This is a genomic window from Pseudomonas sp. YH-1, from assembly GCF_051990045.1.
Lineage (GTDB): Bacteria > Pseudomonadota > Gammaproteobacteria > Pseudomonadales > Pseudomonadaceae > Pseudomonas > Pseudomonas nicosulfuronedens.
In genome coordinates, this window is the sequence record NZ_CP178184.1 from 3,618,643 (window position 1) to 3,645,066 (window position 26,424).

Below are 26,424 nucleotides of genomic sequence, written 5' to 3' on the forward strand. Positions count from 1 at the left end.
GTCCCATTTATTTTTTCTCATCCGCCTTTGAATTCTTATCGTTTGTTCCCCTGGTAGTGCGTTTTTAGGATGAAGGTCGAGTCATTCAAACTCGCCATCAGCCTGACCAGGAAGGAATAAAAATATGTCAGTCGTTGAAGAAGTTATTCGCATTCGTGAGCAGTCGTTCACCGAGGAGCCCGGTAATGTTCTCCCCGGGCTTTCCCAAGGTGCCTATATCAGCGAAGAGTTCTATCGTACGGAGCAAGACAAGGTATTCGCGAAGAACTGGGTCTTCGTCGGTTTTGTTCATGAGTTCGTCGAGCCTGGTACCTGTGCTCCGATCGAGGTCGCTGGCCAGCCGCTGCTCATCGTCTCCAACGACGATGGAGAGGCTGGCGTCTTCCATAACGTTTGCCGTCATCGCGGACTGAAGCTCGTCACCGATCGCTGCAACGTCCAGGGCTCGATCAGCTGTCCTTATCACGCCTGGTCCTATTCGCTCGATGGCGGGCTCGAAGCGGCCCCGCACTTTGGCGGCTTCCGCAAGCAGGACGTACCCGGCTTCTCCCGCGCCGATCACGGGCTCAAGCGTGTACGCCATGTGGAGTGGAACGACTGGATCTTCGTCAACCTGTCCGGTGATGCCGAGGACTTTGAGGAGTACTCCCGCTCCTTCGCCGAGCAGATCAAGATCCTCGACGTGAAGCTGCTCAAGCCGATCGGCAAGATTGATCTGGGTGAGGTGAAGTGCAACTGGAAGTTCCTGATGGAGAACTTCATCGAGCCGTACCACGTTCCGATCGTGCATGACGAGACCGCGTCGGGCCAGCCGCTGAAGGACCATTACACCATCGTCGACGGCCGCTGCCTGGGCTCGGCGATCGACCTTGAGGCGGAGAAGAAAACGACCGCGAAGTCCAGTGCCTTGGATATGAGCGCTCGCTACCTGACGTTGTTCCCCAACTTCGTCCTGGGTATCTACCTGCCGGACCAGGCGGGTGTGCATCTGAACATCCCGGTCTCGGCCGATCGCACTCGCCAGTTCCGCGTTCTCTACAGCGTGGGCGAGCAGCACTACACCGACTCCGACAAAGAGAACCTCTGCAACCTCTGGTACAGCGTGCACAAGGAGGACCACGAGATTGCCGAGCTGCTGCAGGAAGGTCGTCGTTCCTCGGTCATGAACGATGGTGGCGTGATGTCGCCGCACTGGGAAGACAGCGCCAATCAGTTCCAGAACCTCGTTCTCCAAGCGATGAAGGACTGATCCATGCAGGTACGCCTGATGCACACGATGCTGCGGGTCATGGATCTGCAGCGTTCGTTGGACTTCTACGTTGGCCAGTTGGGAATGCGCCTGCTGCGCAGTACGGATTACCCCAATGGTCGTTTCACCAACACCTTCATCGGATTCGAAGAGGAAGAGCGTGGAACAGTCCTGGAGCTGACACATAACTGGGATCGAACCGAGCCATACGAACAGGGGACGGCTTGGGGGCATCTGGCATTCGGTGTGAGTTCTCTCCGTGATTTTGTGGAGCGTCTGCGCGCCGCCGGCGTATCGGTGGTGCGGGAGCCTGGTCCCATGTCGGGCGGTACCCGGGAAATTGCGTTCGTACTCGACCCGGATGGCTATCGGGTCGAGTTGCTTGAGTCTGTGGTGGAGGACGCCTGATGACCGTGCGCGAAGAGGATTGGGCTGTCGCTTGTCGGGTAGATGACATCGGCGACGAGCAGGCCAAGCGAGTTCAGATCGGCGATGAGGCGATTGCCGTCTTCAACCTCAATGGTTGCTTCCATGCGCTGGCAGATCGCTGCCCCCATGGCGATGCGTCGCTGGCCGAGGGCTGGATCGAGAACGGCGAAGTGGAATGTCCTCTGCACCAGGCGCGATTCGATATCGCGACTGGCGAGGTCCTCTGCGCGCCCGCCAAATCCTGTGCCCGGCGCTATCCGGTCAAGGTTGAAAACGAGGTGGTGTTGATCGGTCTGTTCGAGAACACCCTGCAAATCGCATAACAAGAATTTAGGAGTCTACGCATGCCCGTCATCCAGAATGGTGTCGTCAGTTGGTCGGGAGAAAACCCGGGTATCTACCTGAAAAGTGCTTCCGATCCCCAGGGCGATTGGCAGGTCTTGGCCCTTTATTTCCGCGTGATCGCATCTGAGTACGGTCGTGGTCGCGGCATTCTCCTGCTGGGTGATCCTGCCACAAAGGCTGGGTATCCCGCGGCAAGGAATCTGTGCATCGGCGATAACCTGAAACTGATGGATTACCTGCTGACCAACTTCGTGCCGAAATTCGGCGCTTTCCGCGGACGTGAAGCGCTGCCCCACATCACGCTGCTGCAGGCCACCTGTGGGAGTACCGATGAGAAAGATCCGACTCAATGGGTGGAGACCATTGCAGCTGGTGATGTGAGTCTGTCGCTGGCCTGGAAAGGACTGCAGAGCCCTTTTGCTGCTGACGTCGGGCCGAGTATTTCTGCGACTGGTGAGCACCGGATGTACAGCCTGTTTCAGGGCGCGGACAAGGGAGAGATCCGGCTCAACGGAGAAATGCTCAACGGCGTGGTGGTGGAGCGCGACTTCCTCGACGGCAAGCTCAACTCGGCGTTTCTCGCCTTTGCGGAGACCTGGGTCGAAGAGGGGAGTGAGTAATGAATCTTGCCCTGCGCCGTCATCTAGCGGACTCCATGGCGGTCGATGCCATGATTGGTTCTCGCCCCCGTTGGACCACTATTGCCTCTGCCAGAGCGGTGCTCAGTCTGGAAGGGCGCTATCTGCTCCACGCAGGCCCGCCGATCACCGAGCGCAGCCTGATCTCACTTCCGCAGAAAAACTCGATGTTGATGGCCATTCTGTTCGAGGAATGGGCTACTGACCGGCAGGTTGCCGAAGAGCTGCTGATGTCCGGCAAAGTGGCTCTGTATGCCGCCCAGGATCACGGCTGTGCTGTTCCGCTGGCGGATGCGCTGTCTCCGAGTATGCAGTTGCTGGTGATCGAGGATGGCAGCTGCCCATCTCGCAAGAGTTTCAGCACCATCAACGGTGGTGACGGCCCAGTGATGCGCGTCGGGCAATACAGCGAGAATGTTCTGGAGCGCCTGCGCTGGATTAATCGGCATCTGGCGCCCCAGCTCCAGACCGTCATCGCACGCAGCCCGATAGATCTGCTCTCGGTAGCGGATGCAGCGCTTGCTGCGGGGGATGATTGCCACGGTCGGACACAGCAAGGCAGCCAACTGATTGCACAAGCGCTCCTGCTGCGTGCCGGCTCTGACGGCTTTGACGATGAAGCCAGACGTTTCCTTGAGCACTCCGCGGCATTTTTCCTGAACCTGTGGATGGCGGCTGTGAAGTGCTGTTTCCTCGCGGCGGAAGAGGTTCCGGGCAGCAGTGTCGTGACCGCTATTGGTGGCAACGGTAGACAGTTTGGTATCCAGATATCTGCGATGCCGGGTCGCTGGTTCGTGACGGCCGGAGATGCGCCGCTGGTTCCCGGAGCGGATGAACAGGTTCGTCAATGTGCGCTGGGAGCAATTGGCGACAGCGCCATTGTCGATGCCTTTGGTAGTGGAGCGATGGCGCGTGATCTCGCTCCGCTGACAGCAGAGCGTCTGGCGAAGACCTGCTCCGAGTATGGAAGGGCTTTCCCGAGCAAACTGCTCCAGTATCCGCACCCGCAACTGCTCAAGTCGCAGGCTTACCGTACCGGGCTGGATGCGAGGCAGGCCTGCCGGCTGGAGCTCGGGCCGATTATCAGTCTGGGCGTGCTGGATAAGCAAGGGCTATTGGGTCGTCTCGACGGCGGCTTCTTCTTCAGTCCGCTGAAACCCTTCCAGGCCGCCCTGGAGGCGTTGGAGGCTGCTGATGCGCCCGCATGAGCTTGGCCTGGTACAGGCAGCGGAGGCTATTGCGACCCGGGAGTTGAGTTCCGTGGAGCTGGCAACGGATTGTCTGGCTGTTGTTGCGGCGAAAGAATCTAAAGTGGGAGCTTGGGTCCATATTGACCCGGATCAGGTTCTGCGCGAGGCTCGGCGGTTGGACAACGAGCTGGTTCGTGGTCCTCTCCACGGCGTGCCTGTTGCCATCAAGGACATCATCGATACCTGCGATATGCCGACCTGCAGCGGCTCTTCGATCTATGCAGGCCGTCGTCCAGCAATGGATGCTGCCTCCGTGGCGCTGCTAAAGCGCGCGGGCGCCTTGATGATGGGCAAAACCGTCACCACTGAGTTTGCCTATTTCAAAGCCGGCAAGACCAGAAACCCGCACCACCTGGATCACACGCCAGGTGGCTCCTCCAGTGGCTCTGCTGCAGCCGTTGCCAGCCTCATGGTGCCGGCGGCATTGGGCTCGCAGACGGCAGGTTCGCTGATTCGCCCGGCGTCCTATTGTGGTGTCGTGGGTTACAAGCCGACTTACGGCGATTTCCCGACAATGGGAGTGAAGGGGCTCTCGCATTCGCTGGACACGCTGGGCGTCCTTACTCGCTCTGTCGAGGATGCTCGTCTGCTGCGCTCGGTGCTCACGGCTGACACCGTATTTCCCTTCAGTAGCAGTGAGCGCTGGATTCCTTCCATCGGGCTCTGCCGCACACCGGATTGGCTGCAGGCCTCTCCTGAGACACGCCACGCACTGGAGCAGCTGCTGTTGTCGCTTGGTGCCTGTGGTGCCCGAGTTGGAGATGCCCAGCTACCGCCCAGCTTCGCGCTATTTGCGGATATGCAGCGCAAGGTGATGGCCTACGAAACAGCACGCAGCCTAGCTCCCGAGCACGACGGCTATCGGGATCAGCTCAGCGAGCCGCTACTCGCGCTCATCGAATATGGTCAGAGCCTGTCCACCGAAGAGTACAGCGAAGCGCGTTCCAGCGCCGAGCAGGGTATGGCTGCGACTTCTTCGGTCTTTGACGAGTGGGACGTGCTGTTAGCCCCGAGCGCTCCTGGAACCGCTCCGCTTGCCAGCGAGGGTACGGGTGATCCGTTGTTCAGTCGGTTGTGGATGTTGCTGGGTGTGCCGACCATCTCGCTGCCGGCGCTCACAGGCCAGAACGGGCTACCCATTGGCATTCAATTGGTGGGGTCGCGCTTTGGCGATGATCGCTTGTTGCGCGCTGCGCAATGGGTCGAGCGAGTTCTTTTAGATCGCCCCAAGTTTTCGCTTCTCTAGGAGTACGCCATGCATGCGGATTATCTGATTGTCGGTGCGGGCCAGGCTGGTCGTCGTGCTGCTGAGTCGCTTCGTTCCCTGGCTCCTGCGGCGCAGGTTTGCCTCGTCGGAGAGGAGGCGGAGCTTCCTTATGATCGCCCCATCCTCTCCAAGGACGCGCTGTTCAACGTCGAAAATGAAGCCAAGGCTTTCATCCAGGAAAAGAACTTCTACGAGAGTCAGCAGATTGAGCTGCGCCTCGGGAGCCGTGTGGCGAAGATCGATCGTGGCGCCAGGCAGGTCGAGCTGGCGAATGGGGAAACGATCACGTACGAGAAATTGCTCCTGGCAACTGGCTCACGCGCGCGTCCTTACCCTGGACAGGTCGGCGAGGGGGTGGAACTGCTCTACCTGAGGACCCTCGAGCAGGCTCGTCAGTTGCGTGAACGATTGGTCGCTGGCAAGCGGCTGGTCATTCTCGGGGGTGGCTTCATCGGTCTGGAGGTCGCTGCCAGCTCCTGCAAGTTGGGTTGTACAGTCACCGTGGTCGAACCCGCGCCTTCGCTGCTACAGCGTGTAATGCCCAAGGTCATCGGCGATTACTTGTTGGAACTGCACCGCCAGGCTGGTGTAGACGTGCAGTTGGATACCCTCCCGAGCAAGATCTCGCGAGGGGCAAACGGCTTGGTCATAGAGACAAATCGGGGCACTCATGAGGCCGATGAGATTCTCGTCGGTATCGGTGCTCTGCCGAATGTCGAACTGGCGACCGAGATGGGGCTGCTGGTTGAGAATGGCATTGTGGTCGATGCGCAGTGCCGAACCAGCGATCCGCATATCTTTGCCGCTGGTGACGTGACCAGTCACTTCAATCCTCTTCTCGGCCGTCATGTGCGGGTGGAGTCCTGGCAAGTAGCCGAACATCAGCCCCAGGTGGCCGCGGCGAACATGGTCGGAAACGAGGAGAGTTACGCGCAAATGCCGTGGCTGTGGTCCGATCAGTATCAGTGCAACCTGCAGACCCTCGGATTCTTCACTGGTACTGGGCAGGTGTTGCTGCGCGGCAAGATGGGGGACGGTGCGTTCAGCGTCATTGAGCTGGATGCAGAAGGGCGTTTGCTCGCGGTGGTGACTGTGAACCAGGGGCGCGATATGGCCGCTTTCAAGCGCATGGCGGCTTCCGGAAAATCCATTGATGCGGCCACATTGACGGACAGCACCACCAATCTGCGTAATCTGCTTTAGGGTGGCGGCCACAAGAACATGGCGCCCCCAGTCTTACTTCTGAGGCGCCATGTTCTTTTGTGGGGCCCCAGTTTCCACGGTGTTTGTTAAATGCGCCTTACAAGCTTGCAGCGGCGTGTCCGAGAAACCCAAGCTATAACCCCCTTTAGAAGGTTGAACTGCCTGCGAGAGTTGGGCCCTGCATCGACTCAGTCGTTGTGTTTGTGCCAACGTGTCGACCCCGAGCGGATGCCCTGACTCTCCTAAATTGCCGTAATTGAGGCTGTTTTGGTATTCAGGTAGGCCTCTAGGGCTTCGCTGCCGCCCTCAGTTCCATAGCCAGAATCCTTAACTCCGCCAAAGGGCAGTTCGGCATAAGGGGTCGCTCGCTGGTTGATCCAGACCATCCCCACCTCAAGACGATTGGTGAGCGCATGTGCGGTCTTTATGGATCGCGTGTAAGCGTACGCGGCGAGTCCGTATGCTAGGCGGTTGGCCTCATTTATCGCTTCCTCGAGGTCATCGAACCCTCGAATGCCAGCGATTGGCCCGAAAGGCTCGTCGTTGAATAGAGACGCGTTCAGCGGCACGTCGTCCAAGATGGTGGGTGCGTAGAAATTGCCACTTTTGCCGACTTGTTTTCCACCAGTCAACAGCACTGCACCCTTGTCCTGGGCATCCTCAACGCAGGCGAACATGGCGCTCAATCTCCGTGCATTCGCCAGTGGGCCTAGGGTGGTGTTCTCATCCAGGCCATCACCTATTCGCAACGCTTCGGCGTGGCGTACCAGCGCTTGGCTGAACTCAGCTTTGCGGCTGTTGTGTACCAGGAAGCGAGTAGGAGAAATGCAAACCTGGCCCGCGTTGCGGAACGCAGATAGCCCTGCAGTGCTGACTGCCAATTCAACATCGGCATCCTCTGCGACGATCACGGGAGCGTGGCCACCCAACTCCATGGTTACCCGCTTCATGTGCGCGCCGGCCAAGGCTGCTAGTTGCTTGCCAACGGGAGTCGAACCGGTGAAGGTGACCTTGCGAATGATTGGGTGTGCGATCAGGTGCGAGGAAATCTGTTGCGGATCTCCGTAGACGAGGCCCAGCACTCCTGGGGGAAGGCCTGCATCTAGGAACGCCTGGATCAATGCAGCCGGCGAGGCAGGTGTTTCTTCCGGGGCCTTGACCAGGAAGGAACAGCCGGTAGTGAGGGCTGCGCTTAGCTTACGTACGATTTGGTTGACCGGGAAATTCCACGGAGTGAACGCAGCGACGGGTCCAACAGGCTCTTTGAGCACCAATTGCTGAACATCGAGCGAGCGTGAGGGGACAATTCGGCCATATACCCGCAGCCCTTCATCGGCAAACCACTCGATGATCGGAACTGCTGCTGCTAACTCAGCGCGAGCTTCGAGCAACGGCTTGCCTTGTTCTTGCGTGATCAGCGGGGCGATCTGTTCGATTCGCTCTCGAAGCAGACCTGCCGCGCGCCGCATCAGGACTGCTCGCTCATGGGCGGGGGTTGCTCGCCAAGTTTCGAAGCCTTTTTGCGCAGCAGTCAAGGCAAGTTCCAGATCATCGACGGTGGCGTGCGCTACTCGGCCGATGCACTGGCCGGTGGCGGGATTGATGACTTCAATCCAACGATTATCACTCCCTGGCCGCCAGACATTGTCGATAAGCAGCTTCGTATCGGGATAAGCGAGTGCATTCATGGTGGCCATTTCCATCCTGTTGAGGCAGAGACCCTTCGGATGTGTCGGAAGGTCTGCTGTATGACGAGCCAGGCTCGTCGCTGGGGGCTTCAGTGCTTTCTCAGATACTCCTGGCTCTCGACCCAAACCGCCAGTTCCTTGCTCATGAGATCCACCTCGCTTCCGATTGCTTCGGAGGGACGCACAATGGCGTTCCAAGCGATATCCAGGCCGTCGTTCAGCTGTGCCCATGCTAGCTCGCCGCGCTCGATACTGGGCGTTACCAAGTCTCGCTGCAGGATGCTGATGCCATAACCAGAGCGTACTAGCTCCACGATGGCTTCGATAAGTTCAACGGTAATCATGCGCCGGGGCAGGATACTGGCGGGCGCAAAGAAGCGGTCGTACTCCCAACCGGCCGCGCGGTCGGTGGAATAGGTGATCAAGTTGTAGGTCTTGAAGTCCTCGGCAGTGATGCTCGTGCGCTCGGCGAGCGGATGATCCGTTGCCATGATCGCGATCAGGTCGTCGCGGAACAGCGGCAAGCGGGCGACACCGCTGGGTACCATGCCATCGTCGACGATGGAGACGTCCAGCCGTCCTTGCATCAGGCTGGCGTAAACTTCGTTACGCGGCACCGTCACCAAGGTTATTTCGATGTCCGGGCGCAGGTTGGTGTAGTGCTTGATGAACTTCGGAATCCAGCGGAACGGCCCGTAGGAGGTGACGCCCATGCGCAGGAACGCGGTGACGCCTCCGCCCATTGACCTGGCTTCCGCCTCAGCTTCGCGCAACGTGGTGATGACGTCGCGCGCGGCGCGTTCGAGCCTGATGCCGGCAGGGCTCAGTCGCAATTTTCCGCCCGTGCGTTCGGTCAGCTCCACGCCTAATCGGCGCTCTGCCTCGCGCAGGCGATGGCTAATGGCCGAGGGGGTCAGCCATAACCGTTCGGCCGCTGCAGTCAGCGAATCAACTTCCGCCAGCGTCTGCAGCATCACCAGGTGATCCAGTGTCAGTCTCATCGCTCAGGCCTGAAAATTTTTCACAAAAATCCGTAAAATTATGAGCGTGACTTGATTTTCCCTCCAATGCAATCTGCTTTCGCAGGAGCCACTGGAGAACAACAATCATGACGACCCACCCCCTCGCTAACCCCGTACCACTGGCCGAGATCGTCGATCTTGAGCTGTACCCGATTACTGACCGCAACAGCATTGCCTATAAAGACCTGGTCACTCGCAGCCGCGCCACGCTGGAGCAAGAAGGGGTAGCTATCTTCCCCGGCTTCGTCCGTGACGATGCGGTGGAAACCACGGCGCGGCAGACCCTGGCCCTGCACCCGAAAATGTTCCGTTTCCGCGAGCAGCACACTGTCTACTTCAAACCGGCCGTGGACGACGTCGATGCAGGGCACCCTCTGCGTCGATTGATGACTACTGCCAAGGATACGGTCGCTTACGCCGACATCCCCGAGGAGAACCTCACCCGACACATCTATCAGTCGGATGACGTGCTTGCGTTCATCAAAGACGTGCTGGGTCGCGACGTGCTTTACCGTCACGCCGACCCATTGGCGGCACTGAACCTGCAGGGCTTTTCGGTGGGACAGGAGCTGGGCTGGCATTTCGATCGCTCGGACTTCAGCGTCACGCTGTCCCTGCAGGCGGCAAACGCCGGCGGCGACTTCGAATACGTGCGCATGCTTCGTCGGGAGGGTGATGATTGCTTCGAAGCAGTGCGCCAGTTCCTCGATGATCCGTCCACCCAGAAGGTGGAGGCGCTGCCCCAGGTGCCGGGCACACTGACAATGTTCCGTGGTCGCTATTCACTGCACCGTGTCTCGCCAGTGGAGGGCGACCGTTTGCGTCTCAACGCCGTCTTTGCCTATGTCGATCAACCCGACGTTGAGTTCAGTCCTTATGCCCGCCAGCTCTTCTACGGGCGTACGACCGCATGACCACAGCCACCAGAGCTGGGCAGTACAACTAGCAACACCGTTGATACGCTTGCGTGCGCAGGCGCTCAGAAGATCCACATTCCAGGCAGGGTGATGCCCGCTGCCACCCAGAGTGGCGGCGCGCGGAATCCGACTCAGATGGCTATGCAGGAGCGTCCGAAAATGAACTACAAGAAAGCCCTGATGGTGTCGTTGATTTCCTTGGGGGTGCTAGGTGCCAGTGGGTCGAGCCAGGCCGCCGGATGGTGCGAGTCTGGTAAGCCGGTGAAGTTCGCCGGGCTGAATTGGGAAAGCGGCATGCTGATCACCGATCTCATGATGATCGTGCTGAAGGAAGGCTACGGCTGCCAGACCGACGAGATGGTTGGCAATACGCTGATCATGGAGACGGCGCTGATCGGTAACGACATCCAGGTCTTCGGTGAAGAGTGGATCGGCCGCAGCGAGGTTTGGAACAAGGCTGCCGCTGCCGGCAAGGTCGTGGCGGTCGGCGCGCCTATCGTTGGCGCCGAGCAAGGCTGGTACGTACCTCGCTTCGTGGTGGAGGGAGACGCCAAGCGCAACATTCCCGCCAAGGCGCCGGATCTCAAGTCCATCGCTGACCTGAGCAAATATGCAGCGTTGTTCAGCGACCCGGAGGAGCCTTCTAAAGGCCGTTTCTACAACTGTCCCGCCGGCTGGGTATGCGAAGTAGACAACACCAATATGCTCAAGGACTACGGCCTATCAGAAAGCTACACCAACTTCCGCCCCGGCACCGGCGCAGCTTTGGACGCCGCTGTGCTGTCCAGTGTCAAACGCGGCGAGCCTGTGCTGTTTTACTACTGGTCGCCGACGCCGCTGATGGGGCAGGTGGATGCCATCAAGCTGGCGGAGAAAGCCGGCGGTATTGATCGCACAGTGAAAACTGCGGTTGGCCTGTCTCGCACCTTCAAGGACGAGGCGCCCGAGCTGGTGGCTGTGCTGGAGAAGGTCAACATCCCCATCGGTTTGCTGAACCAGAACTTGGCGCGCATGAGCCAGGAACGGATCGACTCGGAGAAGCTGGCCCGCCTGTTCCTCAAGGAGCATCCGGAGGTCTGGCATGAGTGGGTCAGCGCAGATGCCGCCCAGCGAATCCAGGCCTCGCTCTAACCGACGATCCGGGGCACGGACGCCCCTTTCTTACTAGCGGCCAGCACGCCGTCATTTTCTCATCGGAAACGGCCCGCCCAGGCGGCGGGTCGCGTCCGAGCTCATCCAGGATTTCTACATGATCAAGTCTCGTGCCGCCGTCGCCTTCGCTCCAAACCAGCCGTTGGAAATCGTCGAAGTGGATGTGGCGCCGCCGCAGAAGGGTGAAGTGTTGGTGCGTATCGTCGCCACCGGTGTCTGCCACACCGATGCGTACACCTTGTCCGGCCAGGATTCCGAGGGCGTATTCCCGTGCATCCTCGGCCACGAAGGTGGCGGCATCGTCGAGGCGGTGGGCGAGGGCGTGACCTCGCTGAAAGTGGGCGACCACGTGATCCCGCTGTACACCGCCGAATGTCGTGAGTGCAAATTCTGCAAATCCGGCAAGACCAACCTCTGCCAGGCCGTGCGCGCCACCCAGGGCAAGGGCCTGATGCCCGACGGCACCAGCCGCTTCTCCTACAAGGGCGAGCCGATCTACCACTACATGGGCTGCTCGACCTTCTCCGAGTACACCGTGCTGCCGGAAATCTCCCTGGCCAAGATCCCTGAGGAAGCGCCGCTGGAGAAGGTCTGCTTGCTCGGCTGCGGCGTCACCACCGGCATCGGCGCAGTGCTCAACACCGCCAAGGTGGAGGAGGGTGCCACCGTCGCCATCTTCGGTCTCGGCGGCATCGGCCTGGCGGCGATCATCGGCGCGAAGATGGCCAAGGCTTCGCGCATCATCGCGGTGGACATCAATCCGGCCAAGTTCGACATCGCCAAGGAACTGGGCGCCACCGACTTCGTCAATCCGAAGGACTATCAGAAGCCGATCCAGGAAGTGATCGTGGAAATGACCGACGGCGGTGTGGACTATTCCTTCGAGTGCGTGGGCAACGTCCAGTTGATGCGCGCGGCGTTGGAGTGCTGCCACAAGGGCTGGGGCGAATCCACCATCATCGGCGTCGCCGGCGCTGGCCAGGAAATCAGCACCCGTCCGTTCCAGTTGGTCACCGGTCGTATCTGGCGCGGTTCCGCTTTTGGCGGCGTGAAGGGCCGTACCGAGCTGCCGAGCTACGTGGAAAAGGCCCAGAAAGGCGAGATCCCGTTGGATACCTTCATCACCCACACATTGGGTCTCACCGATATCAATCACGCTCTCGAGCTGATGCACGAAGGCGAGAGCATTCGCAGCGTTATTCATTTTGGTCGCTGATATCAGGCGATCCTGCTCGACCATCCCACACCACGAACCTCACAGGAGAACATCCTCATATGGGCGTCTTCACTCACGTCACCGTCGGAACCAACCACCTGGGCAATGCCCGAACCTTCTACGACAACGTACTGGGCCGGCTCGGTCTGAAACGCATTGCCGATCTCGACGACAACGGCTCAATCTGGGGAGAGGCTGCGCCGTCGTTCTTCGTCCTCAAACCTGCCAATGGCGCCGCTGCCAGCGTCGGCAACGGCGTCACCGTTAGCTTCGAGGCACCTGATCGCGCCGCAGTGGACGCTTTTCACGCGGCGGCCGTCGCAGCCGGCGGTGTTGATGAAGGCGCACCGGGGCCGCGCGGTTGGGCGCCCCACGCCTATGCGGCATATGCCCGCGATCTGGATGGCAACAAGCTGGCGGTGTACTGCTTCCGGCCGGTCTGACGTGCGGCAACGCTGATCTTTTTCGCTAGCAATTTAGCGTCTTCGGCAACGAAGGCGCTTAACTCACAACGGTTAAAGCTCTTTCCGTCGGAATGGGGGGGGCGGCAACCATCACTTCATTGCCGTCTCGTTGATCGCCGATTCGATCGCCAGCATCCAGTCAGTTTTGCCAGCTGCCTGGGACAGAGCACGGGCACCAACCATCGCAGAAAAAAGCACCAGGGCATTCCGCTGCTGGTCAGTCCCCTCTGGGCTGAAAGCTGAGCAACCGATCTCGCTGAGGAACGTGTCGAGCAGATCTTTCGTTCCCACCTGGTAGGCCTTCCTGGCGGGCGCGGTGGAATTGGCATTAGCGACATGGGGGGCGAATGCCAGCAGTGGACAACGCCGTTTCGGCGACTTGTTGAGCAGGTACTGACGAACCAGCGCGACCGAGCGGCTTTCCTCCTTCCTGTCTGCCTGCTGAAAAACGCCTTCCCACGCCGCACGAGAGTCATCAAATGCCTGTGAGAGCGCTTCCGTTACCAGAGCGTCCTTCGAATCGAAGTGTTTGTAGAACCCGCCAACGGTCATCCCTATGGTAGACATGATGTTGGCCACCGAGACTTGATCGACGCCAAACTCGCGGAACAGAGCCGCCGCCGTATCAATGATCTTCGCGCGATTCTCTAAGGCCTTGGCGTGCGACGAGCGTCCCATGAGTTCAGTCCTTTCTCCGGAAGCACAGCACCTTGGTTACCAGGCGCTGAAGCACGTTGCCCTCCTGGTTCTTGGTGATGCACTCGACGACGATGATTCCGCGATCAGGTTTGGAGCGAGAGGGGGTGATATTGACAATCTTGCTGGTGACCTGAAGCACATCGCCTGGGCGAGTGGGTTGGGGCCAGGAAATCTCTGCGCCAGCTCCGATTACACCGGAGGCAAGGGGGAAACTCTTCACAAGCAGGCGCATGGTGATCCCAGTCGTATGCCATCCGCTGGCGGCCAGCCCTCGGAAAAACGAGTCTTCGGCAGCCTCGGCATCCAGATGGAAGGGTTGTGGATCGAACTCCGACGCGAACTCGACGATCTGCTCGGCATTCAGCGAATGCGTCTCGCTGATGAACACGTCTCCCACGGACAGGTCATCGAGGTACAGCGGTTCTGCCCTGTTAGATGCTTCCATTTCATGTCCTCTCGCACGCTGGCATTTATCGGCTTGGCTTGAGAAAATAGATTACTGTCATTATCTTTTTTGACGCAACCTTGGCAAAACCAAACTGCCTGCTCCTCATGGCATTCGAATACTGGCCACTGTATGACGCTCGAGCTGCACGACCCCACAAGTCAGGACTGGATCCGAGTTCGCCGCGATCAGGACACCGGCATCGAGAGCTTGCACGCCCATTTCCAGGGGCATGCCTACGATCCTCACGATCACGATGAGTTGCTGGTGGGCGTCACCTACCAGGGCGCGCAGCAGTTCAACTGCCACAGAGCCGTTCATACCAGCACTCCCGGCAGTGCAATGCTCATCGAGCCGGGTGCTGTACACGATGGACATGCAGCGGAACAGGATGGCTTCACCTACGGGATGCTCTACCTTCCGCAGACCTACGTCTCCGGCATGACTGAGCGGCTGGGGCTCGGAGACGCGTCCAGTCTTCAGGCTGCTTTCCAGCACACCTTGAGCGACGATGCCCAGTTGATTGGGGCAATCCAACAGGCGTTCCTCGCTATTCACAACACGGAGGGCCGCCTGGCACGAGACCAGAGCATGGATGACTTGCTCCGCCTGCTTTCTCGGCACCTTTGCCTGCGCGCGCCTTCCATCAAGCAAGACTCCAATGCGGAGATGCAACGCGTACGGGATTTTCTCCATGCGAACATGGCCGAAGATGTTGGGCTGGACGAATTGGCGACTTATTCAGGGATCGATCGCTTCAGGCTCACGCGGCAGTTCAAAAAAGCCTTCGGCCAGTCGCCGCACGCCTATCTCGTAAGGCTTCGCCTGCGCAAGGCGCGCGCACTTCTGGCGGCGGGACTCACACCATCGGCGGTGGCTGCCGAGGTGGGCTTTGCCGACCAGAGTCACCTCGGTGTCTGGTTTCGCCGCGCATACAGGCTGACTCCAGCAGCCTATCAACGACAGTGCACGAACCTTACAGACTGAGTCTTCCCTGTCTCCGAACATGGCATCTCCGCTTTGCATGGAGATTGCGATGTTCGACACCAAGATAGCCTTCATCGTCCGAGACGACCTGCCGACCTGGCAGCGTCTGAATGTAGTCGCCTTCCTTGCCACCGGGATCGCTACAGCAGCTCCCGAAATCATGGGCGAGCCGTATGTGGACGCGGCCGGCCATCATTACGGCAAGCTTTCCGGACAGCCGATGCTGATCTTCGAGGCCGACCTTGCAGGCTTGCAGAAGGCCCGACGTGTTGGTCTGGAGCGCGAGCTGACGATGCTGCCGTACGTCTTCGCGATGTTCACGACCTACCACGATGAGGCAAATCGCGAAGTATTTCGCGCTGAAGACGCTGACGGCATGAACCTGGTCGGGCTGGCGGTGCGTGGCCCGAAGAAGGCGGTGGACAAGGCGATCAAGGGCCTTGCACTGCACAAGTGACTGCCGGGTACCGACGATGAGTAGCGCAACGCTGTTGGCCTTCTGGGCTTTTTCCCTTCTGTTCGTCTTCACACCAGGGGCCGATTGGGCCTATGCGATATCAGCGGGAATTCGTGGGCGGGGAGTCATGGCCGCTGTGGGTGGATTGTTGGCGGGTTACGTCGTGCTGACGCTGATCGTGGCAACCGGCTTTGGCATGCTTATCGCGGGCAACCGGACGGTCATGCTGGCCCTGACGATTTTCGGCGCGCTCTATCTGACCTGGCTCGGAATCAGCCTGCTACGCAATCCACCAGTGCCGCAGGCTTCGGATGCGGCCGACGCCTGTGGGAGCAGGTGGAGGATGTTCCTGCGTGGCGCGCTAGTCAGTGGGCTGAACCCCAAGGCATTTTTGTTCTTCCTGGCATTCTTGCCGCCGTGGACGAGCCTGACGGCTGCATGGAGTCTTTCGACTCAAATACTGGTTCTCGGCCTGCTCTATACCGCCAGTTGCGCCGTCGTGTATTCCCTAGTGGGCGTTGGGGCTGGAATCATGCTCGCGGCGCGCCCATCGGCTGCGCGGCTAGTGGGGCGAGTTTCTGGCGTGATGATGCTCGGATTGGCCGTACTCTTGGTGTGCAAGTAATGCTGAGTTTCCTCATCCGCAGCACTCACAAGAAAAGCGACTGCTGCTTCCTGGTACTCGCGAGCATCGTTGGTATCGCAGCGGGGCGCGTCGTATCGCAGTTTGCGCCAGTGACCTCCATCCCATTCAGCGTTGGGGCAATCCTGCTGCTGTATTTCATGTGGCGCACGCCCCTCAGGAAGTGAATATCTCAGCGGCCGCTAATGGCCGGTAGCAGACCTTCGGAAGCGAGGTTCTATGGACGCAGATGATCGTCAATGGTGCTGGGTACGGGGATGGAGGGGATTGATGTCATCCGCGGCTGAAACGACGGATGTTTCAGTGCTTCTCCTACAGCTATTGGCTGGGAGCTCTGATCGAGCAGATGGTGGGAACTCGCGGCCTGCGGCCATTCGTGATACTTCCCTGAATGAAGCTGATAGCATCGCGCGCCTTCGAACTATCAAACTTTGCGGTGGGGGGGCGGTTGCATCAGTACCCTGGTCAGTTGGCCCTTACAGCTGCATAGAAGCACGGATATTCAAATGAAACGGCTCAAGCTTGACCGCATCAATCAGGCCATTCTCGAACAGCTGCAGAACAATGCGCGCATCAGCAATCTGGAGCTCGCGGAGAAGGTCAACCTGTCCCCCAGCGCATGCCTGCAGCGGACCAAAGCGCTCGAGGAAGCTGGCTACATCCGCCAGTACATGGCCTCCATCGACCTCGATGCGATCTGCATCAATGTCATGGCCTACGTTATGTTCCGCCTGCGCGATCACGCCACCCACCTGCGGGTGCAGTTCGAGCGCTACATTCGCCAACGGCGCGAGTTCGTCGATTGCCTGAAGGTCGACGGCGAGTACGACTACATCGCTTTTGCCACCTGTTCGACGGTAGGTGATTTCAACGCCCTGTGCGAGCAGTTGATCGACGACAACCCCAATATCCAGAACATCAACAGCCACTTCATTCTCGACAAGCCCAAATGGTTTGCCGGCTACCCGCTGGATAACCTGATCTGGCGCGAGTGATGCTCGGCGGCGCATAAATTGCGGCGGCCGGTGGCGAAAGACGCAGCATCTGCGGTATGACCCCGGCAACTTCGACTTCCCAGCAGGGCCTGCTGACGACAATGGGGCACCACCCGATTGTCGAGGTCCGAATGCTTAACATCCAACCTGTCGTGACTCTGGAAACCTCCATGGGCAGCTTCAGCGTGCGTCTGCATGCTGACCGCGCACCGCTGACCGCTGCGAACTTCCTGGCTTACGTCGACTCCGGTCGTTACGACGGCAGCAGCATCTTCCGCATCGTCAACCCCCGCAACCAGACGCCGAGCGATCCGGTCCGGATCAGAGTGATCCATGGTGGCACGCGTCCGCTGGCGGCGAGCAACTTGCCGATGATCCCTCTGGAGTCCACGCTGCAGACCGGTCTCAGCCACCGTCATGGGACCCTTTCCATGGGGCGCGAGGAGCCCGACAGCGCCGAAGGTGACTTCTTCGTCTGCATCGGCGACCAGCCGCATTTCGACCATGGCGGCGCCCGCCAGCCCGACGGGCAGGGCTTCGCCGCATTCGGCGAAGTGTGCGAAGGCATGGCGGTGGTGGAGGCGATCTTCGCCGCCGCCGGCCCCGAGGAATACCTCGCGCCCGAGGCAGAAGTCCGCATCCTGCGCGCCTACCGGAGGGCCTAAAGCATGTATGCAGAACGCCTGGAAGCGCTGCGGCAGTGCATTGCCGAGGTCGGCGCCGCTGCTTTCCTGCTGCCGCGCAGCGACGAATACCTGAACGAGGATCTGGCCCCCGCTGACGAACGCCTGCGCTGGATCAGCGGGTTCACCGGCAGCCAAGGGCTGCTCGCGGTGGTGGCGGACGGCGGCGCACTGCTGGTCGATGGCCGTTACAGCCTGCAAGCCCAGCGGGAATGCGCGCAATGGCTGGAAGTCCTGGAACTGGACGACGACGAGCTGTTCGCCTGGTTGGAGCACCGGTTGCCGGCCGGTGCCGGCCTGCTGGCCGATGCCAGGTTGCACAGTGTGGCGCAGTGGCAGGCCTGGGAGCGTCTGGCCGGCGCGCGTGGCTGGAGCCTGCGCGGCTGCCCGGGCAACCCGGTCGATACGCTGTGGCGGGAGCGTCCTGCTGCCGCAGCCAGCAAGGTGGTCGCCCAGCCCCTGGAGTGGGCAGGAGAAAGCGCCTCCAGCAAGTTGCAGCGACTGTCCGCACAACTGCGCGACAACGCTTGCGATGCCCTGTGGTTGCCGGCGCCGGACATGCTGGCCTGGTTGCTGAACGTGCGCGCCCAGGACATCGCCATCGCGCCGCTGCCGTTCAGCTGCGGCCTGCTCTATGCCGACTGTGGGCTGGACTGGTTCATCGATGCGCAGCGCCTGGATTTGCCGGATGACTGGTTGCCGGAGGCGGTGCGCCTGCTGCCCCCAGGCGCCAGCGGGCGCATGGACGAATTGCTGCGCCAGCGCGGTGCCCTGCGTGTCTGGGTGGACGAAGCCGGCTGCAATGCGGACAGCCTGGAACTGTTGCGCGCCAGCGGCTGCGCGTTGCACCTGGCGGCTCACCCGGTGCTTCTGCTGCGCGCCTGCAAGAACGCCACGGAGCTGGCCGGCACTCGCGAGGCGCACCGCCGAGATGGTTTGGCGTTGTGCCGCTTCCTGCACGCATTCGACAACCGACCCGAGGACTTCCTGGGCGCGGACGAACTCGCGGTTTCCGCCGCGCTGGAGCGATGCCGGCGGATGGATGCCGACTATCGCGGCGCGAGCTTCGACACCATCGCAGCCAGCGGCGCCAATGGCGCGCAACCGCACTATCTACCCGTGCCAGGGCAGGCTGCCACCCTGCGGCCGGGCGACCTGCTGCTGATCGATTCGGGCGGCCAGTATCCCCAGGGCACGACGGACGTCACCCGAGTTCTGTCGTTGGGGCTGCCCACGCCGCGCCAGCGTGAGCTTTACACCCGGGTCCTGAAAGCTCACATCGCCCTGGCCGACTGCCGCTTCCCGGCAGGCACCAGCGGTCGGCAACTGGATGTCGTTGCACGGCAGGTAATGTGGCAGGCCGGTCTGGACTATGCCCACGGCACCGGTCACGGGGTCGGCAGCTACCTGCAGGTTCATGAGGGGCCGCAGCGTATTGCACCGCATGCCAGTGCCGTGGCCCTGTGGCCGGGAATGATCACTTCGATCGAGCCGGGGGTTTACCTGGAAGGGGAGCTGGGGATTCGCCAGGAGAATCTCTACGAGGTGGTCGAATGCCCGGTCCATCGCGGTTTCCTGGGTTTCCGGGCGCTGACGCTGGTGCCGTTCGAGCCGGGGCTGATCGATCGCGATCAGCTCTCGGCGAGCGAGCGAGACTGGCTGGATGCCTACCAGCGCAATGTCTGTCGGCAGCTCGCGGCGGACCTGGAGCCGGAGGTCGCCGCCTGGTTGCGGGCGAAGGTCGCCGGCGCCGAACAATCTGCGGCCAGGGCCTGAAAATCCGTCGGATGTGCATTCCGCCACCGCTAAAAACGAAGTTTACGTTTGCTCCGGGCAGATAAGATTCTCTCCGCGTTCGCGAGCGCCTCATAACAATTCCAATGACTGGCTGGAGTCCCTTCTGTCACGGCGGGGACCGGCATTGCCCTGTGAGAGGCGAGCATGAGCAATAGTGAAAGCGTGATAACCGAGGGGTACACCCGCAGACCGGTTCCGCAGGAAGAGACGGTATCGGGCTACGGACTGGCGTTGATCACTTTCGGCATCGGCATGACCCTGCCTGTGTTCTGGCTGGGCGCCGATGTCACCGCCAAGGTGGGTTTCCACTCCGCGTGCTGGGTTTTCATTGGCGTCTGCGCCGTGCTCGGTGTGCTGGCTGCGCTCGCCGCGCTGGCCGGTGTGCGCAGCCGCCTCAGCACCTACATGGTGCTGCAGTTCTCTTTCGGTCGACATGGTGCCAAGCTGCTCAATGTGATCATGGCGGTAACGCTCCTGGGCTTCTATGCCGCCACGGTGGACATCTTTGGTAGCACGGTGGCCAGTGCGCTGCACGGCGCCTTCGGGATGGACACCCCGGCATGGCTGCACAGCCTGTGGGGCAGTGTGCTGATGACGCTGATGGCCATCTTCGGCCTGCGCGGGCTCGATCGCTTGTCGATCTGCGCTGTGCCCTTGATGGCGGCGTTCCTGCTCTACACCCTGTACCTGGGGCTGGGCCGCGCCGCTTCCGGGCAACTGCTCGGCTTTGCCGGCAGCGGCGACAGCGTCGCGCTGGCGATTTCCAGCACCATCGGCATGGTGGTGCTGACCCCGGTGCTGATGCCGGACTTCACCCGCTATGCACGCAGTGATCGGGATGCCCTGATCACGCTGCTGGGCATGGTGGTCGGCTTCCCGTTCGTGCTGATCGTTGGCGGGCTACTGTCGATCGTCAGCGGCAAGGGCGAAATCATGGAGATCATGGCGGTCCTCGGCGTGCTGTTGCCGGCGCTGGTGGTGCTGGTGTTCTCCACCTGGATCACCAACACCGCCAACCTCTACTCGGCAACTCTGACCCTGGCCACCGTGACCCCCGCCGCCAGCTGGAAGCTCAGCGTTCTCGGCAGCCTGGTCGCCACGGCGCTGGCCCTGGGCGGCTTCATGAGTCATTTCCTCGACTTCATCCTCGCGCTGAGCATCGTCATCCCGCCGCTGGCGAGCGTCTACTTGGCCGACTTCTTCATCCTCAGCCACCAACGCTACCGCGTCGAGGACCTGGAGCGCCTGCCGGGCTTCGGCTGGCCGGCTCTGTTGAGCTGGGCGCTGGCCAGCGTCCTGGCGTGGATGACCACCTACGAAGGCTGGACCCTCACCACCCAGCCGACCCTCGACTCGCTGCTGGTGGCGCTGGTCGCCTACCTGGCGCTGCAGCGATTGGCCTCTGGCCTGCGCAGCCAGGGGCGCGTCCACCGCGAACGCAGCTGATCCCTCACTGAACCGCTGAACCAGGGCACCGGGCCCGGCCCGGAGGGCGAAGCCTTGCCCGCAGGAAACCGACAGAGACGCTCGGCTGGCTTCGCTCGCCCCACGACAACAAGAATGCTTCAGGAGCAGATTCCCTTGAACAACAGCAAATCCCTACTTCTCGCCGGCCTGGTCTGCTGCGGCGCGGCCCAGGCGCAGATCTCCAGCACGGTGGCGCTGACCAGCGAGTACCAGATGCGCGGCATCGGCTACTCGGGCAATGACCCGGCGCTCAGCGCAACGCTGGACTGGGCGGGTGAGAGCGGCGCCTACGCCGGCACCTGGGTGTCCAACACCGACAGCTTCAGGGATGGCGACCCCTACGATGACGGCTCCGACATCGAGGTCGACCTCTACGCCGGGTACAACCTCCAGATGGCCAACGGCATGCGCTATGGGATGATCGGTTACTACTACTACTTCCCCGACACCAACTACAACATCAACTACACCGAGGTCGGCTTCAGCGCCGGCTACGGCAACTTCAATGCCTATTACTACTACTCCGACGACATGATCAGCACGTCGCTGGAGTCTCACTACGTGGCGGCCGACTACACCTTCAATCTGCCCTGGAAGACCGATCTGTACCTCATGGCCGGCCATGCCTTCGGCGAGTACTACCGCGAGACCGCGCTGACCGGCGCCCACGAGTACAGCAACTGGGAAGCCTCGCTCAAGCGCAGCTTCGGGCCGATCGACACCAAGCTCAGCTGGGTCGACACCGACCTGCACGGGCGCTTCCACAACAGCGGCGAATACCTGCGCAACGACGGCCGCTTCATCTTCAGCGTTTCCCACACTTTCTGAACGCCAGCGTGCCGGCCGCCGCCGGCACGCCTGGCCCTAGCAACCGGAGCAAGCCATGGCAATCCGCGTCGCCACCGATATCGGTGGCACCTTTACCGACCTGGTCTATCTGCAAGACGGCGTGATCCATGCCGTCAAGGCCGACACCACACCCCCGAACTTCGAGCGGGGCCTGCTCAATGCGCTGGACAAGAGCGGCGTCGACAGTGCCGACATCGCATTCTTCGCCCATGGCTCCACGGTGGTGATCAACACCCTGACCGAGCGCAAGGGCGTGAAGACCGCACTGATCACCACCCGTGGCTTTCGCGACGTGCTGGAGATCGCCCGTGGCAATGCACCGGACATTTTCAATCCGCGCTACCAGAAGCCGCCGCCCTTCGTAGCGCGCCAACTGCGCCTGGAAATCAGCGAGCGCCTGAACCATCGCGGCGAGGTCCTGACCCCCCTGGCCCTGGAGGAGCTGCCGGGCCTGCTGGAGCCGCTGCGCCAGGCAGAAGTGCAAGCCATTGCCATCTGCCTGCTGCACGCTTATCGCAACCCCGAGCACGAGCAGCGCCTGGTCGCGGCCATCCACGAGTACTGGCCGGAAGTGGCGGTGATCGCGTCCCACCAAGTCAGCCGCGCCTGGCGCGAATACGAGCGCAGCAACTCCTGCGTCCTTTCGGCCTACGTGATGCCCGCCACCTGCGCTTACCTGGACAACTTGCAGAAACACCTGCTGGAAAAGGGGCTGCGCCAGGCGCCCTTCATCATGAAGTCCAACGGCGGCATCGCCCCAGTGGCTGCGGTGAAGAACGACCCGATCAGCCTGGTGGAGTCGGGCCCGGTGGGCGGCATGCTCGGCGCCCAGGCCTACGGTCGGCTGATCGGTGAGACCGAGCTGCTGGCGCTGGATATCGGCGGCACCACCGCCAAGTGCTCCTTGATACACGAGGGCAGCGTCGAAATCAGCAATGACTACGTGATCGAGAAGACCCCGACCAGCTCCGGCTACCCGATCATGACGCCGGTGGTCGACATCGTCGAAATCGGCAACGGCGGAGGCAGCATCGCCTGGGTCGATGCCGCCGGCAGCCTGCGGGTCGGCCCGCAGAGCGCGGGCTCCACGCCGGGACCAGTAGCCTATGGGCGGGGTGGCCAGGCGCCGACCACCACCGACGCCAACCTGTTCACCGGGCGTATCAACCCGCGGCGCTTCGCCAATGGCGAAATCGAGCCTGATCTCGACGGCGTGGAACGGGCTTTCGCCGAACTGGGTGAGCGCCTCGGGGTTTCCGCCGGGCTGCTGGCCCATGGCGTGCTGCAGATCGCCAACGCCAACATGGTCAACGCGCTCAAGCTGATCTCGGTGAATCGTGGCTACGACCCGCGGGACTTCGCCCTGATGGCCTTCGGTGGTGGTGGCGCCTTGCACGCGACTGCGCTGGCCGCAGAACTGGGAATTCCGAAGGTAATCATCCCGCCGTTCGCCGGGGTGTTCTCCGCCTGGGGCATGCTCATGCTCGACGTCCGTCGCGACTACATCCAGACCCACTTGCAGGTCCTCGACGAAGCCGGCCTTGCAGAGCTGGAGCAGGCTTTCCAGGCGCTGCAGGCGAGCGCCGAGGCCGAGTTCGCCGGTGATGGCCTAGCTCGCCAGAGCCTGCGCTTCGAGTGGCAACTGGATGCCCGTTACCTGGGCCAGGAGCACACCGTGAAGATCCCGCTGCAAAGCCGAAATCTGGAGGAGGTGCTGGATACCTTCCACGAGCGCCACCGGCAGAACTACACCTTCCGCCTGGACGGCGCAGTGGAGGTGGTCAACCTGCACATGGTGGCATTCGCCGAGGTGCCCAAGTCACCCATCGCGCCGCTGGCGCCGTGTCTGGGCGTGGGCGCCGAGGTGGCCCGCGACGGCGAGCGCCTGGTCGAATTCGAACCCGGCCAGGCGTTGCCGACGCCGATCTACCAACGCGAGGCACTGCTGGCGGGCATGCGCTTCGCCGGCCCGGCAATCATCGAAGAGGCCACCACCACCAGCGTTGTGCGCCCGGGCGACAGCGTCGAGGTCGACGCCTACGGCGGCCTTCACATCCATATCCAGGCACAGGAGGCATGACGATGCCGCACGCCAACCCCTTCACCCGAGAGATCATCAAGAACGCCCTGGTGGCCATCGGCGAGGAAATGTTCATCGCCCTCAAGCGTACCAGCATGAGCCCGATCATCTATGAAGCCTTGGACTACGGCATCGGGCTGACCGACGCCGGCGGCCAACTGATCTCCCAGGGCAACGGCATCCCCGGCTTCATCGGCACCCTCGATGGCGCTGTGCGCAGTGTGCTGGAGAAGTTCAAGGCCCAGGACATCCACCCCGGTGACATGTTCATCACCAACGACCCCTATGGTGGCGGCGGCACCCACCTGTCCGACGTCTCGATGATCATGCCGGTGTTCCATGACGATCGACTGATTGCCTGGACCGCCAACAAGGCACACTGGACTGAGGTGGGCGGCAAGGACCCAGGCAGCTTCAGCTCCGACGCCAGCGAGATCTATCAGGAAGGGCTGCAGTTCCCAACTGTCCGTCTTTACGACCAGGGCCGGATCAACCAGGCGCTGGTCGACATGATCGCCGCCAACGTGCGCCTGCCGGAGATGACCATCGGCGACATGCACGCCTGCGCGGCGGCCCTGCGGGTTGGTGAGCGACGTCTGCTGGCCATCGTCGGTAAGTACGGCGAGGCCACCACCCTGGATGCCATTGAGCGCCTGCTGGAGCACGGCGAGGCGATGACGCTGGAGAGTTTCAAGGCGCTGCCCAAAGGTGTCTTCCACGCCGAGGAAGTTATCGACGAGGACGGCCTCGGCAACGGTCCATTCCAGGTCAAGGTGCGCGTGGAAATCAGCGACACTCGTTTCCTGGTCGACTTCAGCGGTTCCAGCCTGCAGGCACCGGGGCCGATCAACAACACCCTGGCTGGCCTGCACTCGGCAGTGCGCGAAGTATTCATGGGTGTGGTGCGCCCGGGTGTGGCGGCCAACGCTGGATGCTTCCGCCCCATCGAGGTGATCTGCCCGGCCGGCACCATCTGCACGGCGCAGCGTCCGGCGCCGGTTTCGGCCTATTTCGAGTCGATGGTTGCTGCCGCCGACGTGATCCGCCGGGCTCTGGCGCCGCTGCTGCCGGACCGCTTGATCGCCGGCCAGCTAGGATCGGTGTGTTCGATGGTGCTCAACGGCCACGACCGCCAAAGCGGCGAGGAATACCTGTTGGTGCAACCTCTGGTCGGTGGCTGGGGCGCCGCCCAGGATGCTGATGGGCAAAGTGGCCAGTTCTGTGTCGGTAATGGCGAAACCAGCAATATTCCGGTGGAGATCACCGAGCGCTGTTACGACGTGTTAGTCGAGCGCTATGCCTTCAATCCCGAGGGCGGCGGAGCAGGGCGCCAGCGGGGTGGGCGGGGAGTGGTGCTGGACTATCGCATACTCTCGGACAAGGCCTGGATCTCGACCTTCTTCGGCCGGGGTGTGACCCCGCCGTGGGGCGTGGATGGCGGCGGCGAAGGAACCTGCAATTACGCGGAAGTCCTGTCGGCCGACGGGGGCCGCAAACGCTTCAGCCGCGCCAACCGGGTGCCCTTGCAGCAGGGCGATCTGTTGCGCCTGGTGACGGCCAATGGCGGTGGCTGGGGACAGCCGAAAGAGCGGCCGCTAGCGGCCATCGAGGCCGATGTGGCCGCCGGTTATCTGCAGCGCGACCAGGCGCTGGCGGAGTATCCGCAGTATCGGCCCAACGTGGGCGATGCCTGATCAGGACGTGGCCGGCCATGGAAGTGGCCGGTCACCCGGTTCACGGAGCGTCCTATGACCGATGACAGAGGCGAATTCAACTTCATCAATGGAACGGGCCGGCAGCTGTTACTGGTGCTGGAGCCTAAATCCCATGAGTTCTGGATAGCGCCCGGAGCCCTTCTGCAAATCCGGACTGATACCGAAGAAGGCTCATCATCGTTCGACATGGAGTTTCTCGCCCGCGCGGTGGTTGTGTACTTGCCGGAGGGACAATCAGCCCGTGTGTTCCAGGACGGAAAGGAGGTGCTGCCTGCCCCTCATAGCAGAAGGCGCTGGCGAGCTATTAATTGATGAGCAAGCCACACGGACCTGATGGTAGCAGCGCCTTCTGCTCCGGGAAATTCAGCTGTAGGGCAAAAGGGGCCACAACTTTCGGGGTTAGATCGTCCGCTATCTGCCCATTTTTGCTGTTGGCGAGAGGCGGCTCCCGACCCAAAGCGGACTTTCTTTCACACGCATCCTGCAGGCTAGCCTCTTGGCCTGTGCAGTAGCAGCTCGCCCTTAATCGAGACGTAACCTAGGGCTGAAGCAACTCCCCTCGAAGAATCGTGATCTGCTTAGGTGCATCAATGCTTACTCGAATTTGGTTTGGGTTCGAGGTTGCATTGATTTGGATAGTGATGCCGTTGCGCAGAAGTTCTTGGAACAGGATCTCGGCATTGCTGCCTGGCTCAATGATCAATCGGATTTGCTCCCCATCGCGGCGATTTAGGCCCAGAAATCCCATAAGAAAAATCCTTCTTGAT

At 61.3% G+C, this 26,424-nt stretch carries 27 protein-coding genes; 22 read left to right on the forward strand and 5 right to left on the reverse strand.

Going from position 1 to position 26,424, the window contains the following annotated elements; genetic code table 11:
- Positions 1-124: 124 nt before the first annotated feature.
- From ACKI1H_RS16795 to ACKI1H_RS16825, 7 genes are read left to right on the forward strand one after another with little or no spacing between them, the layout of a single operon-like run.
- Entirely contained in the window at positions 125-1,249 is a 1,125-nt protein-coding gene (locus ACKI1H_RS16795; protein WP_440465653.1) for an aromatic ring-hydroxylating oxygenase subunit alpha, read from the forward strand.
- Positions 1,250-1,252: 3 nt separating this feature from the next.
- Positions 1,253-1,657, forward strand: coding sequence for a lactoylglutathione lyase (gloA, locus tag ACKI1H_RS16800; RefSeq protein WP_440465654.1), 405 nt, complete (start codon positions 1,253-1,255; stop codon positions 1,655-1,657).
- Positions 1,657-2,001: a Rieske (2Fe-2S) protein gene (locus ACKI1H_RS16805; protein WP_416752572.1), complete on the forward strand. Its 345-nt coding sequence runs from the start codon at positions 1,657-1,659 to the stop codon at positions 1,999-2,001. Before gloA ends, ACKI1H_RS16805 begins: the two co-directional genes overlap by 1 nt.
- A gap of 21 nt (positions 2,002-2,022) precedes the next feature.
- Complete coding sequence (locus ACKI1H_RS16810) at positions 2,023-2,643, forward strand: hypothetical protein (protein WP_440465655.1); 621 nt, start codon at positions 2,023-2,025, stop codon at positions 2,641-2,643.
- Entirely contained in the window at positions 2,643-3,869 is a 1,227-nt protein-coding gene (locus ACKI1H_RS16815; RefSeq protein WP_440465656.1) for an oxamate carbamoyltransferase subunit AllG family protein, read from the forward strand. The genes ACKI1H_RS16810 and ACKI1H_RS16815 overlap by 1 nt, the downstream gene beginning before the upstream one ends.
- Entirely contained in the window at positions 3,856-5,157 is a 1,302-nt protein-coding gene (locus ACKI1H_RS16820; RefSeq protein WP_440465657.1) for an amidase, read from the forward strand. The genes ACKI1H_RS16815 and ACKI1H_RS16820 overlap by 14 nt, the downstream gene beginning before the upstream one ends.
- A gap of 9 nt (positions 5,158-5,166) precedes the next feature.
- Positions 5,167-6,381: an NAD(P)/FAD-dependent oxidoreductase gene (locus ACKI1H_RS16825; RefSeq protein WP_440465658.1), complete on the forward strand. Its 1,215-nt coding sequence runs from the start codon at positions 5,167-5,169 to the stop codon at positions 6,379-6,381.
- 242 nt (positions 6,382-6,623) lie between these two features.
- Here the strand turns inward: ACKI1H_RS16825 and ACKI1H_RS16830 are convergent, their stop codons facing one another.
- Both ACKI1H_RS16830 and ACKI1H_RS16835 read right to left on the reverse strand, forming a co-directional pair.
- Positions 6,624-8,069, reverse strand: coding sequence for an NAD-dependent succinate-semialdehyde dehydrogenase (locus ACKI1H_RS16830; RefSeq protein WP_440465659.1), 1,446 nt, complete (start codon positions 8,067-8,069; stop codon positions 6,624-6,626).
- An 89-nt stretch (positions 8,070-8,158) separates the two neighbouring features.
- Complete coding sequence (locus ACKI1H_RS16835; RefSeq protein WP_440465660.1) at positions 8,159-9,070, reverse strand: LysR family transcriptional regulator; 912 nt, start codon at positions 9,068-9,070, stop codon at positions 8,159-8,161.
- 107 nt (positions 9,071-9,177) lie between these two features.
- On the opposite strand from ACKI1H_RS16835, the gene ACKI1H_RS16840 reads away from it, so the two are divergent.
- The 4 genes from ACKI1H_RS16840 (at position 9,178) to ACKI1H_RS16855 (ending at position 12,819) form a co-directional block, all read left to right on the forward strand.
- Positions 9,178-10,005, forward strand: coding sequence for a HalD/BesD family halogenase (locus ACKI1H_RS16840; protein ID WP_331843699.1), 828 nt, complete (start codon positions 9,178-9,180; stop codon positions 10,003-10,005).
- Between the two features lie 162 nt (positions 10,006-10,167).
- Complete coding sequence (locus ACKI1H_RS16845; protein WP_440465661.1) at positions 10,168-11,139, forward strand: glycine betaine ABC transporter substrate-binding protein; 972 nt, start codon at positions 10,168-10,170, stop codon at positions 11,137-11,139.
- Positions 11,140-11,257: 118 nt separating this feature from the next.
- A complete protein-coding gene (locus ACKI1H_RS16850) occupies positions 11,258-12,376 on the forward strand; it encodes an S-(hydroxymethyl)glutathione dehydrogenase/class III alcohol dehydrogenase (protein ID WP_440465662.1) in 1,119 nt (372 codons plus the stop codon).
- 59 nt (positions 12,377-12,435) lie between these two features.
- Complete coding sequence (locus ACKI1H_RS16855) at positions 12,436-12,819, forward strand: VOC family protein (protein WP_331843702.1); 384 nt, start codon at positions 12,436-12,438, stop codon at positions 12,817-12,819.
- 111 nt (positions 12,820-12,930) lie between these two features.
- Here ACKI1H_RS16855 and ACKI1H_RS16860 read toward each other — a convergent pair whose 3' ends face one another.
- Together ACKI1H_RS16860 and ACKI1H_RS16865 are read right to left on the reverse strand one after the other, a co-directional pair.
- Positions 12,931-13,518, reverse strand: coding sequence for a TetR/AcrR family transcriptional regulator (locus ACKI1H_RS16860; protein ID WP_440465663.1), 588 nt, complete (start codon positions 13,516-13,518; stop codon positions 12,931-12,933).
- A 4-nt stretch (positions 13,519-13,522) separates the two neighbouring features.
- Entirely contained in the window at positions 13,523-13,984 is a 462-nt protein-coding gene (locus ACKI1H_RS16865) for a MaoC family dehydratase (protein WP_440465664.1), read from the reverse strand.
- Positions 13,985-14,116: 132 nt separating this feature from the next.
- Here ACKI1H_RS16865 and ACKI1H_RS16870 point away from each other — a divergent pair, with 132 nt between their 5' ends.
- From ACKI1H_RS16870 to ACKI1H_RS16920, 11 genes are all read left to right on the forward strand, one after another.
- Complete coding sequence (locus ACKI1H_RS16870) at positions 14,117-14,971, forward strand: AraC family ligand binding domain-containing protein (RefSeq protein ID WP_440465665.1); 855 nt, start codon at positions 14,117-14,119, stop codon at positions 14,969-14,971.
- Positions 14,972-15,020: 49 nt separating this feature from the next.
- Positions 15,021-15,428 carry a DUF2000 family protein gene (locus ACKI1H_RS16875; protein ID WP_440465666.1) on the forward strand — a complete coding sequence of 136 codons (408 nt, stop codon included), beginning with the start codon at positions 15,021-15,023 and terminating at the stop codon, positions 15,426-15,428.
- 16 nt (positions 15,429-15,444) lie between these two features.
- Positions 15,445-16,053: a LysE family translocator gene (locus ACKI1H_RS16880; RefSeq protein ID WP_440465667.1), complete on the forward strand. Its 609-nt coding sequence runs from the start codon at positions 15,445-15,447 to the stop codon at positions 16,051-16,053.
- A 524-nt stretch (positions 16,054-16,577) separates the two neighbouring features.
- Positions 16,578-17,066, forward strand: a complete 489-nt coding sequence (locus tag ACKI1H_RS16885) for an Lrp/AsnC family transcriptional regulator (protein WP_236225634.1) — start codon at positions 16,578-16,580, stop codon at positions 17,064-17,066.
- A 131-nt stretch (positions 17,067-17,197) separates the two neighbouring features.
- Entirely contained in the window at positions 17,198-17,731 is a 534-nt protein-coding gene (locus ACKI1H_RS16890) for a peptidylprolyl isomerase (protein ID WP_440465668.1), read from the forward strand.
- A gap of 3 nt (positions 17,732-17,734) precedes the next feature.
- Positions 17,735-19,525, forward strand: coding sequence for an aminopeptidase P family protein (locus ACKI1H_RS16895; protein WP_440465669.1), 1,791 nt, complete (start codon positions 17,735-17,737; stop codon positions 19,523-19,525).
- 165 nt (positions 19,526-19,690) lie between these two features.
- Positions 19,691-20,992 (forward strand): purine-cytosine permease family protein, encoded by a 1,302-nt coding sequence (locus tag ACKI1H_RS16900; RefSeq protein WP_440465670.1) that lies wholly within the window; start codon positions 19,691-19,693, stop codon positions 20,990-20,992.
- Between the two features lie 135 nt (positions 20,993-21,127).
- Complete coding sequence (locus ACKI1H_RS16905) at positions 21,128-21,841, forward strand: TorF family putative porin (RefSeq protein ID WP_440465671.1); 714 nt, start codon at positions 21,128-21,130, stop codon at positions 21,839-21,841.
- A gap of 55 nt (positions 21,842-21,896) precedes the next feature.
- Entirely contained in the window at positions 21,897-23,942 is a 2,046-nt protein-coding gene (locus tag ACKI1H_RS16910) for a hydantoinase/oxoprolinase family protein (RefSeq protein ID WP_440465672.1), read from the forward strand.
- Positions 23,943-23,944: 2 nt separating this feature from the next.
- Positions 23,945-25,636 (forward strand): hydantoinase B/oxoprolinase family protein, encoded by a 1,692-nt coding sequence (locus ACKI1H_RS16915; protein ID WP_440465673.1) that lies wholly within the window; start codon positions 23,945-23,947, stop codon positions 25,634-25,636.
- A gap of 54 nt (positions 25,637-25,690) precedes the next feature.
- Positions 25,691-25,969 (forward strand): hypothetical protein, encoded by a 279-nt coding sequence (locus ACKI1H_RS16920; protein WP_440465674.1) that lies wholly within the window; start codon positions 25,691-25,693, stop codon positions 25,967-25,969.
- Positions 25,970-26,195: 226 nt separating this feature from the next.
- On the opposite strand, the gene ACKI1H_RS16925 is transcribed toward ACKI1H_RS16920, so the two are convergent.
- Entirely contained in the window at positions 26,196-26,405 is a 210-nt protein-coding gene (locus ACKI1H_RS16925; RefSeq protein ID WP_440465675.1) for a carbon storage regulator, read from the reverse strand.
- Between the last annotated feature and the right edge of the window lie 19 nt (positions 26,406-26,424).

Coding starts and splice junctions, on each gene's coding strand:
- ACKI1H_RS16795 (WP_440465653.1), top strand. CDS start 125: ATGTCAGTCGTTGAAGAAGTTATTCGCATTCGTGAGCAGTCGTTCACC.
- gloA (WP_440465654.1), top strand. CDS start 1,253: ATGCAGGTACGCCTGATGCACACGATGCTGCGGGTCATGGATCTGCAG.
- ACKI1H_RS16805 (WP_416752572.1), top strand. CDS start 1,657: ATGACCGTGCGCGAAGAGGATTGGGCTGTCGCTTGTCGGGTAGATGAC.
- ACKI1H_RS16810 (WP_440465655.1), top strand. CDS start 2,023: ATGCCCGTCATCCAGAATGGTGTCGTCAGTTGGTCGGGAGAAAACCCG.
- ACKI1H_RS16815 (WP_440465656.1), top strand. CDS start 2,643: ATGAATCTTGCCCTGCGCCGTCATCTAGCGGACTCCATGGCGGTCGAT.
- ACKI1H_RS16820 (WP_440465657.1), top strand. CDS start 3,856: ATGCGCCCGCATGAGCTTGGCCTGGTACAGGCAGCGGAGGCTATTGCG.
- ACKI1H_RS16825 (WP_440465658.1), top strand. CDS start 5,167: ATGCATGCGGATTATCTGATTGTCGGTGCGGGCCAGGCTGGTCGTCGT.
- ACKI1H_RS16830 (WP_440465659.1), bottom strand. CDS start 8,069: ATGAATGCACTCGCTTATCCCGATACGAAGCTGCTTATCGACAATGTC.
- ACKI1H_RS16835 (WP_440465660.1), bottom strand. CDS start 9,070: ATGAGACTGACACTGGATCACCTGGTGATGCTGCAGACGCTGGCGGAA.
- ACKI1H_RS16840 (WP_331843699.1), top strand. CDS start 9,178: ATGACGACCCACCCCCTCGCTAACCCCGTACCACTGGCCGAGATCGTC.
- ACKI1H_RS16845 (WP_440465661.1), top strand. CDS start 10,168: ATGAACTACAAGAAAGCCCTGATGGTGTCGTTGATTTCCTTGGGGGTG.
- ACKI1H_RS16850 (WP_440465662.1), top strand. CDS start 11,258: ATGATCAAGTCTCGTGCCGCCGTCGCCTTCGCTCCAAACCAGCCGTTG.
- ACKI1H_RS16855 (WP_331843702.1), top strand. CDS start 12,436: ATGGGCGTCTTCACTCACGTCACCGTCGGAACCAACCACCTGGGCAAT.
- ACKI1H_RS16860 (WP_440465663.1), bottom strand. CDS start 13,518: ATGGGACGCTCGTCGCACGCCAAGGCCTTAGAGAATCGCGCGAAGATC.
- ACKI1H_RS16865 (WP_440465664.1), bottom strand. CDS start 13,984: ATGGAAGCATCTAACAGGGCAGAACCGCTGTACCTCGATGACCTGTCC.
- ACKI1H_RS16870 (WP_440465665.1), top strand. CDS start 14,117: ATGACGCTCGAGCTGCACGACCCCACAAGTCAGGACTGGATCCGAGTT.
- ACKI1H_RS16875 (WP_440465666.1), top strand. CDS start 15,021: ATGTTCGACACCAAGATAGCCTTCATCGTCCGAGACGACCTGCCGACC.
- ACKI1H_RS16880 (WP_440465667.1), top strand. CDS start 15,445: ATGAGTAGCGCAACGCTGTTGGCCTTCTGGGCTTTTTCCCTTCTGTTC.
- ACKI1H_RS16885 (WP_236225634.1), top strand. CDS start 16,578: ATGAAACGGCTCAAGCTTGACCGCATCAATCAGGCCATTCTCGAACAG.
- ACKI1H_RS16890 (WP_440465668.1), top strand. CDS start 17,198: ATGCTTAACATCCAACCTGTCGTGACTCTGGAAACCTCCATGGGCAGC.
- ACKI1H_RS16895 (WP_440465669.1), top strand. CDS start 17,735: ATGTATGCAGAACGCCTGGAAGCGCTGCGGCAGTGCATTGCCGAGGTC.
- ACKI1H_RS16900 (WP_440465670.1), top strand. CDS start 19,691: ATGAGCAATAGTGAAAGCGTGATAACCGAGGGGTACACCCGCAGACCG.
- ACKI1H_RS16910 (WP_440465672.1), top strand. CDS start 21,897: ATGGCAATCCGCGTCGCCACCGATATCGGTGGCACCTTTACCGACCTG.
- ACKI1H_RS16915 (WP_440465673.1), top strand. CDS start 23,945: ATGCCGCACGCCAACCCCTTCACCCGAGAGATCATCAAGAACGCCCTG.
- ACKI1H_RS16920 (WP_440465674.1), top strand. CDS start 25,691: ATGACCGATGACAGAGGCGAATTCAACTTCATCAATGGAACGGGCCGG.
- ACKI1H_RS16925 (WP_440465675.1), bottom strand. CDS start 26,405: ATGGGATTTCTGGGCCTAAATCGCCGCGATGGGGAGCAAATCCGATTG.